At 64.6% G+C, this 14190-nt stretch carries 16 protein-coding genes; 15 read left to right on the top strand and 1 reads right to left on the bottom strand.

The annotated features are described in order from the left end of the window. Nucleotides 1–376 precede the first annotated feature (376 nt). Nucleotides 377–1171 carry an enoyl-CoA hydratase-related protein gene (locus P9M14_11175; protein ID MDP8256302.1) on the bottom strand — a complete coding sequence of 265 codons (795 nt, stop codon included), beginning with the start codon at nucleotides 1169–1171 and terminating at the stop codon, nucleotides 377–379. A 128-nt stretch (nucleotides 1172–1299) separates the two neighbouring features. On the opposite strand from P9M14_11175, the gene P9M14_11170 reads away from it, so the two are divergent. From P9M14_11170 to P9M14_11100, 15 genes are all read left to right on the top strand, one after another. After that, entirely contained in the window at nucleotides 1300–1611 is a 312-nt protein-coding gene (locus tag P9M14_11170; GenBank protein ID MDP8256301.1) for a DUF4398 domain-containing protein, read from the top strand. Next, nucleotides 1608–2018 (top strand): hypothetical protein, encoded by a 411-nt coding sequence (locus tag P9M14_11165; GenBank protein MDP8256300.1) that lies wholly within the window; start codon nucleotides 1608–1610, stop codon nucleotides 2016–2018. Before P9M14_11170 ends, P9M14_11165 begins: the two co-directional genes overlap by 4 nt. A 67-nt stretch (nucleotides 2019–2085) precedes the next feature. Continuing rightward, on the top strand, nucleotides 2086–3321 hold the full coding sequence (locus P9M14_11160) for a hypothetical protein (protein ID MDP8256299.1): 1236 nt from the start codon (nucleotides 2086–2088) through the stop codon (nucleotides 3319–3321). A 9-nt stretch (nucleotides 3322–3330) separates the two neighbouring features. Continuing rightward, nucleotides 3331–4290, top strand: coding sequence for a YIP1 family protein (locus P9M14_11155; GenBank protein MDP8256298.1), 960 nt, complete (start codon nucleotides 3331–3333; stop codon nucleotides 4288–4290). Nucleotides 4291–4355: 65 nt separating this feature from the next. Next, entirely contained in the window at nucleotides 4356–5207 is an 852-nt protein-coding gene (locus P9M14_11150; GenBank protein MDP8256297.1) for a YIP1 family protein, read from the top strand. 36 nt (nucleotides 5208–5243) lie between these two features. Continuing rightward, nucleotides 5244–6332 (top strand): YIP1 family protein, encoded by a 1089-nt coding sequence (locus P9M14_11145; GenBank protein MDP8256296.1) that lies wholly within the window; start codon nucleotides 5244–5246, stop codon nucleotides 6330–6332. A gap of 156 nt (nucleotides 6333–6488) precedes the next feature. Further along, the gene (locus P9M14_11140) at nucleotides 6489–7451 is read left to right on the top strand and encodes an NHL repeat-containing protein (protein MDP8256295.1); all 963 of its coding nucleotides are present in this window, start codon (nucleotides 6489–6491) and stop codon (nucleotides 7449–7451) included. After that, a complete protein-coding gene (locus tag P9M14_11135; GenBank protein MDP8256294.1) occupies nucleotides 7451–7771 on the top strand; it encodes a hypothetical protein in 321 nt (106 codons plus the stop codon). Before P9M14_11140 ends, P9M14_11135 begins: the two co-directional genes overlap by 1 nt. Beyond that, nucleotides 7768–9471, top strand: coding sequence for a hypothetical protein (locus tag P9M14_11130; GenBank protein ID MDP8256293.1), 1704 nt, complete (start codon nucleotides 7768–7770; stop codon nucleotides 9469–9471). Before P9M14_11135 ends, P9M14_11130 begins: the two co-directional genes overlap by 4 nt. Continuing rightward, complete coding sequence (locus P9M14_11125) at nucleotides 9468–9623, top strand: hypothetical protein (protein MDP8256292.1); 156 nt, start codon at nucleotides 9468–9470, stop codon at nucleotides 9621–9623. Before P9M14_11130 ends, P9M14_11125 begins: the two co-directional genes overlap by 4 nt. A gap of 6 nt (nucleotides 9624–9629) precedes the next feature. Beyond that, nucleotides 9630–10181, top strand: coding sequence for a hypothetical protein (locus P9M14_11120; protein ID MDP8256291.1), 552 nt, complete (start codon nucleotides 9630–9632; stop codon nucleotides 10179–10181). Continuing rightward, the gene (locus P9M14_11115; GenBank protein ID MDP8256290.1) at nucleotides 10178–11173 is read left to right on the top strand and encodes a 4Fe-4S dicluster domain-containing protein; all 996 of its coding nucleotides are present in this window, start codon (nucleotides 10178–10180) and stop codon (nucleotides 11171–11173) included. Before P9M14_11120 ends, P9M14_11115 begins: the two co-directional genes overlap by 4 nt. Continuing rightward, nucleotides 11166–11771, top strand: a complete 606-nt coding sequence (locus P9M14_11110) for a 4Fe-4S dicluster domain-containing protein (protein MDP8256289.1) — start codon at nucleotides 11166–11168, stop codon at nucleotides 11769–11771. Before P9M14_11115 ends, P9M14_11110 begins: the two co-directional genes overlap by 8 nt. After that, nucleotides 11768–12661, top strand: coding sequence for an NrfD/PsrC family molybdoenzyme membrane anchor subunit (gene nrfD / locus P9M14_11105; GenBank protein ID MDP8256288.1), 894 nt, complete (start codon nucleotides 11768–11770; stop codon nucleotides 12659–12661). The genes P9M14_11110 and nrfD overlap by 4 nt, the downstream gene beginning before the upstream one ends. A gap of 2 nt (nucleotides 12662–12663) precedes the next feature. Then, a partial coding sequence (locus P9M14_11100) for a molybdopterin-dependent oxidoreductase (GenBank protein ID MDP8256287.1) occupies nucleotides 12664–14190 on the top strand: 1527 nt, incomplete at its 3' end.

The following is a 14190-nucleotide window of genomic DNA, read 5'->3' as shown; positions in this document are numbered from 1 at the left end:
GGGCGAGCGGCGCATTGCCTCAGGGTTTTCATAAACTACTCACCTTGCCACCTCGATCAACACCTCTTCTCTCGGCATAAATTCGAGGCCAACTTTTAATCGAAATCGATTCGCTTCGTTGCCCGAGGAACACGCCGTCTCTCCTCCCCCGCGCGAGCAGTGGGCGGCTTGGAGCCGTAGCAAGGCTCGCATATTTCCCTGGTCATTTTGCGTAGACCCATGCCGCGACGCGGAGAGCATTATTGAGCCATAAACAGGTAATGCTTGCGAGTTTTGCCCCCGGCTCCAAGCCGGGCGCTCGCGTGCCATTCGGTCAACTCAACGGTGCCGGGCGCGGCGTTGGTCGTTGTATTACGACCGGCGGACTGCGTTAGTCTTATTTGCGGAAGTTGTTGAACTCGGGTTTGCGTTTCTCTAAAAACGCCTGCATCCCCTCGGTCAGTTCCTCCGACCCGTAGGTCAGGGCCAGAGCCTCAATGCCGTGGGTGAACGAGGGCAGCAGCTGATCGCTCTCGAAGTTGAGCGAGGCCTTGGCAATCCGCAGCGACTGCGGGCTCATCTGCAAAATTCGTTCGCACCATTGGTCCACAGCCTGGTCCAGTCCCTCGTCGTCAACCACGTGGTTGATCCAGCCCAGGTCCAGCGCCTCGCTCGCGCTGTAGCGGCGGCAGAGAAAGATGATCTCCTTGGCGCGCTTGTCGCCCACCAGCCGCGGCAGCAGTTGGGTTCCGGCGAGCAGCGGGATCGAGCCCACGCTGGGGCCGACCTGGCCGAACACCGAGCGTCGGGTGGCCAGGGTCAAATCGCAGACAAGGTTGATCTCGTTGCCGCCGCCGAGGCAGAAGCCGTCCACGGCCGCGATTACCGGCTTGGGCGCGTTGCGGATGCGCTGGAAGAGGTTGAACAGCTTGTAGAGAAAAACGCGGCCGTTCGCCGGATCCAGGGCGAGCATCTCGTTGACATCGCCTCCCGAGCAGAAACTCGGGCGCGGCCCGCCGGCCGCTCCGCGCAGCACGATCACGCCGATCGAGCTGTCGTCCGCAGCCTGGGCCAGGGCGCTGTGCAGCTCCTCGATGGTTTGGGTGCGAAAGGCGTTGTAGACCTCGGGCCGGTTGATGCTGATCTTCGCCGTATGCTCGGTGCGTTCGAATAAAACGTCCTCGAACTCCATGGTCTGCTCCTTGACTGAATTTCGGCGGATTTTAAAATACCAGCCTTGGCCGTTGGATAAAACCGACGGTGAAACCAGTGATGCGTTCGTGCTATACTTTTACGATCTACTAAAAAGGGTATTCACAGATGCGCTATGCAAAGATTTTTACACTGTGCACCCTGGTCGCCGTGCTGCTGGTCTCGGGCTGCACTGCGGGCAAGAACGTGACCCAGGCGGGCAAAATGGTGGTTCAGGCCGGCGAGGCCCATGCCGATTACCTGGCGCCCTTCGAGTTCACTCTGGCCCAGGAGTACCTGTTCGAGGCGCAGCAGCAGCTCGACGAGTCGGACTTCTCCGCGGCCCTGCATTTTGCCAAGCTGAGCATGGACAGCAGCAGCAAGGCGCTGTCGATCGCCCAACAGGTGCAGACCCTCAACCGCGGCGAGGAACAGCAATGAGCCGCGCGGCAACGGCGTTGGCGCTGCTGGCCTGCCTGTTCTGCCTGGGCTGCGCGGTCAAGGCCGATGTCGACTCGCAGGTCGATTCGTATCAGCAAGCCATCGAGGGCCTGAGGCAACGCGGGGCAATCGAACGCTCGCCGCAAGAGATGGCGCGCGCGATCGTGCACCTTGAGGCGGCGCGCGAGGAGGCCGACGAGCGCGATTACGAGGCGGCGCGCGATCACCTGGTGCTGATCCAACGCAATCTTGACCGCGTGAGCTATTACCTCGACGGTCCGGGACCGGCCGGCGTTAAGGACCTCGACCTCGACGGCATCCCCGACGCCATTGACCTGTGCCCGACGATTCCCGAGACCGTTAACGGCTACAACGACGACGACGGCTGCCCTGATCTGGCTTTTTAATTTTTGAGGCATTTTGCACGCCTCGTTACAAACCATCATGAATAATGCAGGCTAGCCTGAGGTCGGTTTGAGATTCAGACGCACGACGATCGCAATCGTGCTCGGGCTGGCCGTGCTCGGCGCGCCGTTGCTCAGCGCTACGGCCGCTGCGTTGCGCCGGCCTTCTCCGGCCGAGGTCAATTACGGGATGTTCCTGATCAATCAGCGCCTCGAAAGGCTTTGGGCCATCCAGCCGCCGCCGTGGGACCACCTGCTGAACGAGTACAACGTGACCTTCGGCGCCTACCCGCTGTCCGAGGAGGGCAAGGCCGCGCTGTTCGCCGTGGCGCGGATCGAGGCTGGACGCGGCAACCTTTTGGCGGCCAGGCGGGCCTGCCTCCAGATCATGCAGTTCTATCCCAACGGCACCAAGCTCGATAACTTCTGGGAGGGCGGCGGGCCGATCGATCTCAAGCACGCCGCACAGCTCCAGTGGGCGCGTCTGATCCAGGACGACAACGCTGCGCTGCAGGTGCTTGACGACCCAGCGCTACGTCTGGCCGACGGCGTGGTCGGATCGCCCTACGCGCCGAGTCCGTGGTACGGGCCGGTTCAGGTCGAGCGCGCGTTGGTGCGCGCGCCGATCTTGATGCGCAAGGGCAAAGGCGCTCAGGCCGTGGACGGACTGCTCGACGTCCTGGAGAAACACGGTCGCGAGCCGCGCCTGGCCGACGGCCGGGTGCTGCCCGCCTCCCAGGCGTTGCTCGACCGCCTCGAGCGTCTGCTCGAGCAGCGGGCCGTGGAGCCGCCGCGGCTGTACATGGTGCTTGGCCGCATTAAGCAGGCCTGCGACAACCCGGCGGACGCGGCGCGCTCGCTGCTGCTTGAGGGTCGGGCGTTGAGCGTGCGGGCGGTGGTCGACAACAATCGATCGCGCTTTGGTCAGGCTCAGGACCTCTACGTCCGTACGGCGCTTCAGAGCGGGGCCGTGCCGATTTTCGCCCAAGACCGCGTGGTCCCGGCCGACGTCGAGGCTGTGGAGCGCCTTGCGGGTTTGGCGCGGCTGGGCTATATGCCGCAGCAGGTGATGATGCGCCTTGAGAGGTTGGCGCGCGACGCACGCTGTAGCGAGCAGTGCGCGGGCCATGCCTGGCTCGAGCACGCCCGTCTGACCCTGGATCTGCTGGACAGCCCCGGTCAGGCGCGTTACGGATTGGGCATTGTACTCGACCGTTACTCGGACGTGCCGGCCTATGTCGAGTCCAGCCCCGGCCTGACCCTGGGCGAGATCGCAATGCGGCGGCAGAGGAAACTAGTTAAGTAAGGGGTGCGGATGGATCATCAGACCATTAACTGTCCACAGTGCAATGCGCTGCTCGAGGTCGGCGGACCCGGCCGCTACCGCTGCCCGGCGTGCAGCCACGAGTTCCGCCATCCGTTGCAACCGACCGCGACTGCCCAAGAACAACCGCAGGTGCTGACCCACGGCGGGCACGTCTATCGCGGACCCGATCCAGACGCGCCCGCGGCGAGCTACGAGCCAGACGCAACGCAGGCCGCCCAGCCCGAGACCAGGCAACCGACCCCAACTGTCGATCTGCCGCCCCGGATGCCCGAGCCGATTACTCCACAGAGTTTCGAGTACCAGCCCGCGCCCCTTGAGCAACGCGAGCGCTACGGACTGGTGCGCGGCGCGCTGCTCACGTTGTGGGCCACGATCAAAGATCCGCTGCGCTTTTTCGCTACGCTCGATCCGCGTCCGGGTTACGGCCCGGCACTGGTCTACGCTATAGTGCTCGCCGGCGTGGGCAAACTGCTGGCGCGCGTGTTCACCTTTCTGCAGTACATGTTGATGCCGATTAAGGGCGAGCAACTCGACCAAATTACCGGCATGCTCGACAGCCTGGGCGACTTTGGACAGTCCCTGGCGCCGTACATGACGCCGGAGTTTATCTACCGCTCGAACCTGATCAATCTGGCGATCTCGCCGCTGTTGGTGCCGTTGGGGATCGTCGTCTGGCTGCTGCTCAGCGCGCTGCTGATGCATGTGTTCGTCAATGCGTTCAACCCGCGCAATCACGGGTTCAACGCCACGTTGCGCGTTTGCTGCTACTCCGCGGGCGTGGGGATAGCGATGATGCTGCCGTTGGTCGGACCGCCGCTGGGTTTCGTCTGGATCTCGACGCTGCAGATCATCGGGCTGAGGCAGGTGCAGCACATCAGCCTCTTCCAGGCGCTGCTGGCCTGGATGCTGCCCACGATGTTGACCTGTTGCCTGATCTGCGTGTTCTGAGAGGCGCTGATTTGTTCTATACTTAAAAATCCTGATTATTCTCGAATACCGGAGAGGTCGATCAGATGAGCGAGCAGATAGTCAAGTGCCCGAGCTGTACCGCCCAGCTCAACGTCGGCGCGCCGGGCCGCTACCGCTGTCCGGCCTGCGGCCACGAATTTCAATACACCGGCGAGGTGCAGTCCCAGCAGCCCCAGCCGCCAAGATCGTCGGCCTACGACATTCGGTTCACGCCCAGCGCTCCCCAGGCCACGCCGTTCGAGCGTCGCGACGAGCTGGGATTTGTAAGCGGGATGTTCCAGACCCTGAAGCAGACGATCGTCGACCCGGTGGGATTCTTCCGCAGCCTCGACCCGAATCGGCCGATGGGCAGCGCGTTGCTCTACGTCGTAATCCTGGGCACGATCGGCTACTTCTTCGGCGTATTGTGGGCGTTCGCGCAGAACATGCTGATGGGCTCGGTGGGCATGGGCGGCGCCACGCCTCCGGGAATGCCCGATATGGGCGTGTTCGGCATGTTCCAAGACCCGCACTTCATGCGCAACTACTTTCTGGTGATGCTGATCGGCACGCCGATCATCGGTCCGTTGAGCGTGCTGATGAACGCCTTTATCACCAGCGCGGTGCTGCACCTGTTCATGATCATCTTCCGCGGCCGCAGCCAAGACTTCTGGGCCACGATGCGCGTCTACTGTTACGCAGGCGGACTCAACATCGTACAGGTAGTGCCGTTCGTCGGCGGGTTCATCGCGGTAATCTGGATGGGCGTGCTGTACATTATCGGGCTGAAGCAGGTGCACCAGACCACCTACGGTAAGGCCGTGGGCGCGGTGCTCACGCCGATTGGATTGCTCCTCGTGTTCTGCTGCGTAGGAACGTCTCTGCTGGTCGGCGGGATAATGGCCGCCAGTTTCTAAGAGCCGAGAGCGACGATTCCAAGCTGGGAGTAGGGCATGGGCCAAGAGATAGTAAAATGCCCCAATTGCGGCGAGCAGATCAACGCCGGACTGACCTTCGGCGGCGAGGGGCAATACCGCTGTCCCAAGTGTTGGAGCGAGTTCAGCGCCGCGGCTGAGCCGTCCCCGATCGACCGGCCGTTGAAAGCGCAGGACGATCGGCCGATCGATGCGCCGCAGCCTGGTCCGGGCGATGCTGCGGACGGAATGCAGTGGATGCAGGAGATGGACGATTACAGCTCGTTCAGCCATCCCCGGGAGGAACTCCAGCTTCATCAGCACCGCAATGTCAGCTGCCCGCTGTGCAGCGCGCAGGTCGGCGTTGACGAGCCCGAGGTCTACCGTTGCCGTTCCTGCGGAGGCGAGTTCCGCTATCCGCAGATGGAGCCGCTGGACTCGTTGCGGCCCGGACAGCGCGCGGCGGTAATGGCCCAATACGTCGACCTGGGTCGGGCGGGCGCAGTGGGCGACGACTCGGAATCGGTGGTGGTCGAGGACCCGGAGAGCCTGGGTTTTTTTGCCTGGTTGATGCGTTCGTTCGGCTCGCTGATTTTCAGCCCGGTGACCTTCTTTCGCTACCTCGAGCCCGCGGGCTCGTTGGGCAAGGCGCTGGCCTTCGGCGTGATCTGGGGCGTCCTGGGCATGCTGGCCGGTTTGGGGTTGATTAAGTACGGGGTGACGCCGATACCCCAGGGCTCGGAGCAGTTCTTTGCCAACAGCAACTATCTGTCCATAGCCATGTTCTGTTCGCCGGGGATCCTCTTTCTGGCGCTGCTGCTGGGTGCGGCGCTGTTCCACGTGGGACTGCTGGTCCTTGGCGCAGCGGGCAACGGGTTCAAGGCGACCCTGCGCGCCTACTGCTACGCCAGCGGCGTGCAGCTGTTCCAGGCGATCCCCGTGGTCGGGACGCTGGCCGGGATCTGGATCTTGGTGCTGACCGTGATCGGCATCAAGGAAATGCACGGCACGAGCTACGGACGGGCCGTGGCCGGAGTGCTGCTGCCGTTGATTGTGCTCTGCGGCTGCGGAGCGTTGTTCGGCATTTCGATGCTGACCTCGCTGATGGGCCGGGGATTGGGCGGCTGAGCGCGCGATTCGAGGCCATCTCCGGCGGGCGTCCGGAAGCGAATCCGAACAAGTTTTTTCGATTTTGACAGGTTCGGGGACAGCGACTAGGATTATCGATGATATTTTGGAACTAGAGTCGTCGGTAATCCTTAAGACAGCCGGGGTAGAGCGGATTTGCTGAAGAAAAAACGCTCTAGCGCCCCCGATCCGCCTGATCGGGGGCGTCGCAGTTTCGTCAAAGCCATAGGCTCGGGCGTGGCGATTGCCGCGCTGTCGCCGTTGCCCGCGACCTCCCTGGTCCGGACCGGCGTGGTGGAGCGCATCGAGCTCGACCTGCGCCACCCGCGGGGGCTGGCCTGCGCAACCGACGGCACGTACTGGCTTTGCGAGGCCGGACGTTACCGCGTGGTGCGGCTCGATCCGCGCGGCGCGCCGCTGACAGCCTTCGGCGGACCGGGCAGCGGACAGGGCCGGTTCAACTGGCCCGGCGCACTGCGCATTGATCAGGCCGGACGGCTGTGGATCGTCGATACCAACAACGGCCGCGTAACCGTTCACAACACCGACGGCCGCTTTGTGGGCCAGTACGGCTCGTTGGGCGGCACGCCGGGCAAGCTGTTCAACCCCGAGGGACTGGCCCTGGACGCCGGACGGCTGATCGTGGCCAACACCCGCGGCCACAACGTGCAGTTGTTCGACCAATCGTCGGGCGAGGTGATCGCAGCCCTGGGCGTGTTGGGCGAGGACCCGCAGCCCTCGGGCCCGCAGGGCCTGGACTACGGCCTGCGTTTGCCCACGGCAGTGGCCGCGCGCGATAGCGGCCTGCTGGTGCTGGACTCCAAACACGGACGGGTGCTCGAGCTAGATTCCGAGGGACGCTTCGGCTTTACCTTTGGCAACCAGGGCTCGGGCGCGGGCGAGCTGAACATGCCGCAAGACATGCTGGCCGGACCCGACGGTCTGCTGATCGTGGCCGACACGGGCAACGCGCGGCTGACCGCGTTCCGTCACGGCGGGCCGCTGCCCGCGATCGAAATCGAGCTGCGGCGTCCCATCGCCCTGAGCCGCCATGCGGACGGACGGCTGGCTGTGCTCGACGCGGCGGGACCGACGATCGTGCTGGTCGAGGGGATCTGATGCAGACCGTGGTCTGGATCACCTCCGTTGCGTTGTTGGCGCTGTGGCTGGCCGCTGAGCTGTACCGGATGCGCGCCGGCAGCGAAGCCACAGTGCTCGGCGCGGTGAACGGCGACGACCCGGCATATGCCATCATCGGCTGCCGTGTGCGTCTGCGCCTCGACGCGGAAGCCGGAGAGCAGCCGCAGGAGATCGAGGCCGACGCTTTGGATTGCGAGACCTGCGCCGGTTGTCTGATGCCCGGCGACCGTGTGCGGGTGATCCGCTCGTCGCGCGGTTGGCACGTCAGCGCGCGCGCCACGCAACGGAAGCAACGATGACCTGGCTGGGCGCACTGACACTGCTGCTGTTCGTCGGCGTGATGGTGCTGACCCTGCTGCGCAAGATCAACATGCCGGTGCAGACCGTGCTGGTGATCACCACGCTGGTGATCCTGGCGCTCGGCGCTGCGCATCGCGCGGTTTTCGACGGTCTGCCCGCGGTGCTCGCCATGCCCAACGAGGCCATGGGCTGGATTATCCTCCACCCGATCACCGCGCTGCTCGCCGGACTCTTCATGGCCGGAGCATTGCAGATCTCGGGTGGGTTCGAGGCGTTCAAGGTCTTGATCATGGCGCTGCAGCGGGTGCCGATCATCGGCCTGGCCGGCACGTTGGTGATCCTGATCCAGGTGCCGATGATCGCCAGTCTGCCCTGCGGCCGGATTATCGCCGCGGCGCTGCTGCCGCTGCTGTTCGCCTTTTCCGCCGAGGGTGGGATGAACGTGCTGACGCGCACGCAGATGATCGTGCTGATCGGCGCGTTCTCGCGCAACGCCTTCGGCTCGTGCGGTCCCAGCCCCATCGGTGGGGTGGGGCAGATCGGCGAGGGATTTCTCGGCGCGCATTTCGACGCGGCGGCCGCAGGAATGTTGCGCGCGCCCCAGGCCTTTGCGCTGATGCTCGGCACGGCGGTGACCGCGCTGTTTCTCAAGTTCATCACCCAGCGGCTCTACCCCGACGACGTGACTCTGCGTGATCGCATCGCCGACACGGAGATGGCCGGACGCAAGGTCGAGCCGCCCAAGGCCACGCTGGTCGGCTACGCCAGCCTGGTGATCTTTGTCTTTGCCTTGCTCGCCTCGGTGTTCGAGCTGTTCGGCAAACTGCCGGTACAGACCGTGCTCGCCGGCGCGGCCGTGCTGATCGTAATCATCTCCCGCGCCGGAATCCGCGACCTGATGGCCGGGATCATTTTGCTGCCCGTGGCCGCGATGATCGCCGGATTTCTCGCTGCCGGAGCGCTGGCCGCCACCGGCGGATTCGACGCACTGGGAGTGGTGCTCTCGGCCCTCTCGAAATTCCCTTTGCTGGGCGTGGCCGGGATGCTGGCGATCTTCGTGCAGATCCAGACGATCCTGCCGCTGTCGTGCTCGCGGATATTAACCGCTGCGCTGGTCCCGGTGCTCTACCAGTTCGGTCCGGCCGGGTTCAACTTCATCACCTGGGATCAGCTTGCCATCGCCATGGCGGCCTACATTATCAACGCCACCACCTCCTGCGGACCCAGCCCCCTGGGCGGCGGCGGGATGATGGGCGAGGGGCAGATGCGCGCGGAGAGCGGCTACATCAAGGGCGCCTACGTTTTCACCTCGATGGCCGTGATGGCGCCGCTGGCTGCGCTGTACATGCGCTTTGCCAACCTCGGCCTGTTCCGCTCGCAATCCGAGATGTTTTACCCCAGCGCGTCGGACATGCTGCAACTGGCGCTCTACGCGGCAGTGGTGGTAGTGGCCACGATCGTGGGCACGCTGTTCATCGGCCGCAAGGCGTCGATCTCGATCGCCTCGGGACAACGTTGGCAGCGCGTCGGATTTCTCGCGCTGGGCGCGTTCGCCGGGGCCGTGCTTTCGTTCAGCCTCTATGGTTTGGCCGGACTTGAGATTATGCAGGGCGCGGTGGGCGGAGCGCTGGCAGCGCTGGTGATCTCGCTGATGGTGCCCTCCCGACTGACGCCCGCGCCGCGGGAGGCCAAGTCGTGAGCCTTTGGATCGCATTCACAGTCGGAGGCGCGGTCAGTGGGCTGATCACGGCCTACGCGCTTGATATGAAATCGCCCAAGGAATTGGCCCAGGGCGTGGTGGGCGGGATCATCGCCGGATTGGCGATGGCCGCGATGTTACCGCATAGGTAGAAACAGATGGCGTCGCAGAAGAAGGACAAACCCGAGCACAAGCGCGACCGGCTGCAGCAGCCGCTGGTGATGCCCGGGATCCACCGCTACCAGTTCTTTTCCGATATCTCCGACCGCCCGCTGACCAAAAATCTCAATCGTGCGGCAATGCTCGCCATCGGCACGGCCCTGGCTGTGGACGCGTTAAAGCCGTTAATCGGCGGCGTGCCCCAGACCCTCTACTGTTACGAGTGCCGCGCCTGCTACGGCACCCAGGATCGCTGCCCGGTGGGAATCGGCCTGCAGGCCGAGCTGACGGTCTCCGCGCGCGTGGCCGACTATGAGCGCTTTCTCAGGGCCGGTGGACTCAAGTGCGTGCGCTGCGGTAACTGCCGCAGTTTCTGCGTGGTAAACCTCGATTTGCCGCGGATCTACTCGACCATGCAGCAGCGCACCATCGCGGCGATGCAGCGCGGCGCGATCCGGCGTCAGGCAATCCAGCACGCTTATGATGACGGGCTGGTCGGACGGCAGTTTATCGACCGCGTGGCCCAATGGCTCGAGCAGGAAAGCGGATGAACCACGAGCGCCTGCGCCGACTGATCTCGCGGCCCTATCGCTTGACCGCGTTCGCCGCGCTGTTGGCCCTGGCGTTCGTGCCCGGACGGCTCTACATCCTGCTGGCGTTGGCCGTGATGATTGCGGCCGTGGGTCTTCGCGACCGCAAACGCGGCGGCATGGCCCTGGTCTGGCCGCTGCTGGGCGTGCTTGGCGTGGCGCTGCTGGTGCAGATCAACGCCCGCGGCGACGCGCGAAGCATGGCGCAATTCTACGAACAGAACACGCCGGTCAATCTGACGACCGTGCCTGACGGCGAGTATTTCGGCGAGGCGGCAGCGCTCAACGGACCGCTGCAACTCGAGCTGCGCGTGGAGCGCGGCGCGATCGCCGATGTGACCCTGACGCGCAACCAAGAGACGGCCTACGCTTTCGACGATCTGCTGGCGCAGGTGCGGGGCATGACCAGCACCGATTTAAGCGGCATGGCCGGTTTCGTGTTTCGCAACCAGCGCGACACGGCCGCGTTCCAGCACGCGTTGGAAGACGCGCTGCTCGCGGGCCGCGAGGATCGTCCGAAACTGTCGCCCATCAGCCGCGCGGCGTTCTTTGTCTCGGAAAACCGCGCCGGACGGATCACGTTCAACGCGCTGGCGATTCTGTTCATCGTGTTGCTGCTGTTCGATTTCGTGCTGCAGCCGGCATTGGTGCCGGGCACCGGCCAGAGCCTGACCTGCTACAACTGCCAGGCCTGCGTCGGGGTTTGCCCGATTAAGATGGTCGGCAGCGATCCGTTCCCGATGGTCATGGTGCTCGAGGCGCGCACCGGCAATTACCAGCACGTGGCCGAGCTGGCCAAGTACTGCGTGGGCTGTGGCAAGTGCGCGGCCAAGTGCCCGGTAGGCAACTCCGGCCCGAGCGTGGCCGCGGCCTCGGTGCTGCAAGATCGTCAGCGTCGACGCGACGAGGCGCGCCGCGAAACAGCGCGCGCCAGGCAGGTCCCCGGTGCATAGCGGGCAGGGCGAAGGCGTGCGTTACGGGTTCCTGGTCGATCTGCGGCGCTGCATCGGCTGTAACAGTTGCGCCGTGGCCTGCAAGAGCGAGAACGACGTGCCGTTGGGCGTGTTCCGCTCGTGGGTCAAGCAGGTCGAGAAGGGGAGCTTCCCGGCCACGCGCAAAGCATTTTTACCGCTGCTGTGCAACAACTGCGAGGAGCCGATCTGCGTCACGGTCTGTCCGGTGCAGGCCAACAAGAAACGCCCCGACGGCATCGTGACCTACGACCCGCATCGTTGCGTAGGCTGCCGCTACTGCATGGCGGCCTGTCCCTACGAGGTGCGCTACATCCACCCGATCAAGCGCATTGTCGAGAAGTGTCATTGGTGCATGCACCGTGTGGACGTGGGCCTGCTTCCGGCCTGCGTCGAGGCCTGCCCGGTCGGCGCGCGCGTGTTCGGCGATCTGAACGACCCGCAATCGGAGATCAGCCGCTTGATCGCGTCCAACCCGACCCAGGTGCTGATGCCCGAGATGGGCACGCAGCCGCGGGTCTATTACATCGACTTCGACGAGGCGACGATGTCGGTCAAGCGCAAGGTGCGGCGATGGTGAGACTGCTCTACGACGTGCCGCACCAGGTGACCTTCCGCTGGCTGATCTCGATCTACTTCTACCTCACCGGCCTGTCCGCGGGCTCGTTCATCATCAGCACCCTGAGCTACGGCTTCGGCATGAAGCGCTACAAGCCGATAGGCAAGACCGCGGTGGTCACGGCCACGCTGCTTTTAATGGCCGCGCCCGTGGCGCTGTTGCTGCAGGTCGGCTGGCCGGTGCGCTCGATCTGGAACCACTTCACCTACATCAATCTGCACTCGCCGATGTCGTACGGCGGGTTCCTGCTGGTGCTCTATCCGCTGAACTGCATTGTCTACGGCCTGTTCATGTTCCGCGGCGACATGCGGATGACCAAGATCTTGGGGCTGGTCGGCATTCCGTTGGCGATCTCGGTTCACGGCTACACCGGATTCATCCTGGCATTTGGCAAAGCGCGCGCGCTGTGGAACACCGCGCTGATGCCGATACTGTTTCTGGTCTCGGCGATCGTCAGCGGCATTGCGCTGATGATCGTGATTGCCGTGGTGCAGTTCCGCTTTTTCAGCGCCGAGAAAAAAGTGCCGCGCGACCTGGTCGACGGATTAGCGAAAATTCTGGGCTGGGCGCTCGTGGTCGATTTGGTGATGGTGTTTTGCGACATCGCGGTGCTCTCGATCAGCCATCACGGCGCGCAGGAGACCGCTTGGCTGATCCTCGGCGGCAACCTCTCGCCGCTGTTCGTGGGGGTTGAGAACCTGCTGGGCAAGGTCGTGCCGCTGATTATCGTTTTTCATCCGCGGCTGCGCACCGTGCCCGGACTGACCATCGCCGGACTGCTGGTGGTGATCGGGATTTTCTTCATGCGCTACGTCACGGTTTTCGGCGGCCAAGCGCTGCCTTTGATGTGAAAATGCTCGATAGGCGCAGATTTCTAAAGCTCGGGATGGCCGCCTCGGCAGCCGCGACCGGGCTGCGCGCGCTTCCGGCGCAAGGCGTGGGCCCGACCCTGCACGTATCGCGCACCACCCATAAAGCCGACCTGCCCACGTCCACCACCTGCCGCATGTGCCCCGCGGCCTGCGGAATCAGCGCCTACACGCGCAACGAGCGTTTGATTACGCTGATGGGCAATCCTCAGAGCGCCCTGGGCCAAGGCCGGATCTGCGCCGTGGGCCTGGCCGCGATCAACCTGCACTATCTGCCGGATCGCATTACGTCGCCGCTGAAGCGCGTGGGCCCGCGCGGCTCGGGCAAGTTCGAGCCGATCAGCTGGGCCGAGGCGGTCAATACGTTGGGGAGCGCCCTGGCACAGTCCAAGGGTACGTTGGTGCACAGCGAGGCGATGGACGACCGAATCCCCGCGCCCCTGGCCGCGTTCCAACGCGCGCTACCCGGATCAAAGCTGGTCAGCCTCGGCACGTCGCGGCGTCGCGCACTGGACTTCGCCGCACAGCAGGCTTTCGGCCTGGCGCCCCCCGTGGCCGACCTAGTGCGAGCGCGCTCGATCCTTTGCGTGGGGGCCAATCCGTTCGAGGGCGGACGGCGCTACATCCAGGATGCGATGCAGATCGCCCAAGCCCGGGTGGAGCGCGGGGCCAAGCTGATCGTGATCGACCCGCGATTGTCCAATACCGCCGGGCGTGCCGACATCTGGCTGCCAGTGCGGCCCGGAGGCGACAGGCTGCTGCTGGCCGCTTTGGCGAGGGAACTGGTGGGCCTGGGCCGCATCGACGCCTCGTTGGTTTCGCTTTGCGACGTTGACCCCGCGCGCCATGCGCAATGGCCCACGGCCGAGCAGGCGGAGCAAGACCTGGGACTAAGCGCGGGCAGCGTTGCCGCGACTGCGCGCAGCATTGCCGACAACCTGCCGCTGAGCGTGCTGGTGGCCGACTCGGTTGCCGCGCGGCCCGATGGCGACCAAGCAGCAGCCGCCGCCTGGGCGCTGGCCGCCTTGGTCGGCGCAATCGACGCCGAGGGCGGGCTGACCTTCCCCGAGACCTTTGGCCAGGGCGAGACAGCGCAGCCCAGCGATCCGTTGCAAGCCTACTCCGAGCTGCTCGATGGCGGAGGCGCGCTGCTGCTGCACTGCGCCAATCCGGTCTACGACCTACCCCAGGGCGCACAGCTGGGGCGGGCGTTGGCAGACCAGCAGCGGGTAGGGATGATCGCGGCCGTTACTCCGTTCCTCAACGAATCGAGCATGCTTGCCGACATCGTACTGCCCGAGGCTCTGCCGCTGGAGTGCAACGATATGCTCTCCGTGGCCTGCGGCAGCACGCCGTTAATGGCGTTGCAGCGCAGGGCGGTGGAGCCCATGGGCGTTGCGTTGCCGTTGCGCGATGCGCTGAACATGCTCTGCGAGCAGTCGGACCTGGGGCCGCTGCTGCGCGGTTTGCAGATCGAGCCCGAGGCCCAGTGGTTCGAGGCGACTCTCGAG

The sequence above is a fragment of the Candidatus Alcyoniella australis genome (assembly GCA_030765605.1).
GTDB lineage: Bacteria > Lernaellota > Lernaellaia > JAVCCG01 > Alcyoniellaceae > Alcyoniella > Alcyoniella australis.
Note: the sequence above shows the minus strand (reverse complement) of the source record. Positions and strands in the feature narration are given on the sequence as shown.